Source organism: Bradyrhizobium sp. Leo170, assembly GCF_004296405.1.
Taxonomy (GTDB): Bacteria; Pseudomonadota; Alphaproteobacteria; order Rhizobiales; family Xanthobacteraceae; genus Bradyrhizobium.
On sequence record NZ_PSRR01000571.1, the window covers coordinates 1 to 2,978 of the forward strand.

The following is a 2,978-nucleotide window of genomic DNA, read 5'->3' on the forward strand; positions in this document are numbered from 1 at the left end:
AAGCCGACGCTTTGGAAGATCATCCCGCCGTTCCGAAGGAGCGGCTTCCAAGGGCAGTAATACGTCGCTGACGCGACGTCCTGCTTCCCGCCCTGAATGCGCGGGCCAATCCCGACGAACGGCATGTTCACTCGTCTTAAGGATCGCGCCAGCCGTGGCCATCACCCATTTCACGCCCCAGCTCATCGGACGCGGCGATGGCCGCAGCGCCGTGCTGGCCGCTGCCTACCGGCATCGCGCGAAGATGGAATTCGAGGCCGAGGGCCGTACCGTCGACTATTCCAACAAACGCGGGATGATCCACGAGGAGTTCCTGGTGCCGGCCGCCGCGCCCGTCTGGCTTCGGACGATGATCGCCGATCGCTCCGTTGCGGGTGCCTCGGAGGCCTTCTGGAACAAGGTCGAGGCCTTCGAGAAGCGGGCGGATGCGCAGTTCGCCAAGGAGTTCATCATCGCGCTGCCCGTCGAGTTGACGAGCGAGCAGAACATCACGCTGGTGGGCCAGTTCGTGGTCGAGCAGGTGCTGTCGCGCGGCCAGGTCGCGGACTGGGTCTATCATGACGAGCCGGGCAATCCGCATGTCCACCTCATGACGACGCTGCGGCCTCTTACGGAAACCGGATTCGGGCCGAAGCGGGTCGCTGTCATCGGAGACGACGGGCAGCCGCTGCGCATGAAATCCGGCAAGATCGCCTACCGGCTTTGGGCCGGCGACAAACAAGAGTTCCTCGAGCAGCGCAACGGCTGGCTCGACCTGCAGAACCAGCATCTCGCCCTGCACGGCCATGAGATTCGGGTCGATGGGCGGTCCTACGCCGAGCGCGGGATCGACGTCGTGCCGACCACCCACATCGGCGTCGCGGCCAAGGCCATCCAGCGCCGGGCCGAGCGCGAGGGGCGCGATCCGAACCTCGACCGGCTGCGTGTCTTCGACGAGAACCGGGCCGAGACGTTGAAGCGGATCCAGCGTCGTCCGGAGATCGTGCTCGACATGATTTCGCGGGAAAAGAGCGTGTTCGATGAGCGCGACGTCGGCAAGCTCCTGCATCGCTATGTCGACGATGCCGGGACCTTCCAGCACTTGATGGCGCGGGTGCTGCAAAGCCCCGATGCGCTCCGACTGGAAGGAGAATCTGTCGAGTTCGACACCGGCGCGCGGGCGCCGGCAAAATACACCACCCGCGAGCTGATCCGACTCGAAGCGGAGATGGCGCGGCGTGCGATCCATCTGTCGGGCAGCACGGCTTTCGCGGTCAAGGCGCCGGTCATGGCGGCCGTGTCCGCGGGGCACACCAACCTCTCGGCCGAGCAGCGCTCCGCCATCGCGCATCTGGCGTCCGGAGAGAGGATCGCGGCGGTTGTCGGTCGTGCGGGCGCGGGCAAGACCACGATGATGCGGGCCGCACGCGAGGTGTGGGAGGCCGCTGGCTTTCACGTGGTCGGCGGCGCCTTGGCAGGCAAAGCGGCTGAGGGATTGGAGAAGGAGGCGGGCATCGAATCCCGCACGCTCGCCTCATGGGAATTGAGATGGAAGAGCGGTCGGAACGGCCTCGACGATAGAACGGTTTTTGTCCTGGACGAGGCCGGCATGGTCGCCTCGCGGCAGATGGCGCTGTTCGTCGAAACAGCGTCAAAGGCGGGAGCGAAGCTCGTCCTGGTCGGCGATCCCGAGCAGCTCCAGCCGATCGAAGCGGGGGCCGCGTTTCGCGCGATCGTCGAACGCATCGGCTATGCCGAACTCGAAACAATCTATCGCCAGCGCCAGCAATGGATGCGTGACGCCTCGCTCGATCTTGCCCGTGGCCGGACGGCGCAGGCCCTGTCCGCCTATGGTCACCATGGACGTCTATTCGGCTCTGAGTTGAAGGCGCAGGCGATCGACAATCTCATCGCCGATTGGAACCGCGACTACGATCCCTCCAAGTCGACATTGATCCTGGCGCATCTGCGCCGCGACGTACGCACGCTGAACGAAATGGCGCGGGCTAAACTCGTCGAGCGCGGTCTCGTGGAAGCGGGACATGCCTTCCGGACCGAGGACGGCGAGCGCCGGTTTGCGCCGGGCGACCAGATCGTCTTCCTGAAGAACGAGGGCTCGCTCGGCGTCAAGAACGGCATGATCGGCAAGGTCGTGGAAGCCAAGCCGGCGCGCTTAGTCGCCGAGATCGGTGAGGGCGAGGGCCGCCACCGGGTCACGGTCGATCAGCGCTTTTATCGCAATATCGACCACGGCTATGCGACGACCGTGCATAAGGCGCAAGGAGCGACGGTCGATCGGGTCAAGGTGCTGGCAACGCTGTCCCTCGACAAGCACCTGAGCTATGTCGCGCTGACCCGCCATCGCGAGGATGTGGCGCTCTATTACGGCCGGCGTTCGTTCCAGAAGGCCGGTGGCCTGATCCCGATCCTGTCGCAGCGCCGGGCGAAGGAGACCACCCTCGATTACGAACGCGGCGCGCTCTATCGCGATGCGCTGCGCTTCGCCGCGAACCGCGGACTGCATATCGTCAAGGTGGCGCGCACGCTGGTGAACGACCGCCTGCGCTGGACGGTTCGCCAGAAGCAGCGCCTCGTCGGCGTCGCGCGTCGGCTCCGCGCGCTCGGCGAAAAACTCGGCCTCGTCGACAGCCGCAAACCCATCATCAACACCGCACACAAGGAGGCGAAGCCCATGGTCGCCGGCGTGACGACGTTCCCCAAATCCCTCATCGACACGGTCGAGGACAGGATCCTCGCCGACCCCGCCATCAAGAAGCAGTGGGAGGATGTGTCCACCCGCTTCCGCCTCGTCTTTGCCGATCCCGAGCGCGCGTTCCGCGCGGCGAACTTCGACGCCATGCTGAAGGACCCGGCCGCTGCAAGCTCGACACTTGCGCGTCTCGCATCGAGCACGGAATCCTTCGGGGCGCTACGCGGCAAGACCGGCCTGCTGGCGGGCAAGCCTGACAAGCAGGAGCGCCAGCGCGCCGAGGCCAATG

At 65.6% G+C, this 2,978-nt stretch carries 1 protein-coding gene; it reads left to right on the forward strand.

All coding sequences use genetic code 11. The annotated features are described in order from the left end of the window. Positions 1–154: 154 nt before the first annotated feature. On the forward strand, positions 155–2,978 hold a 2,824-nt coding region (gene traA / locus CWO89_RS42545), incomplete at its 3' end, for a Ti-type conjugative transfer relaxase TraA (RefSeq protein ID WP_130584173.1).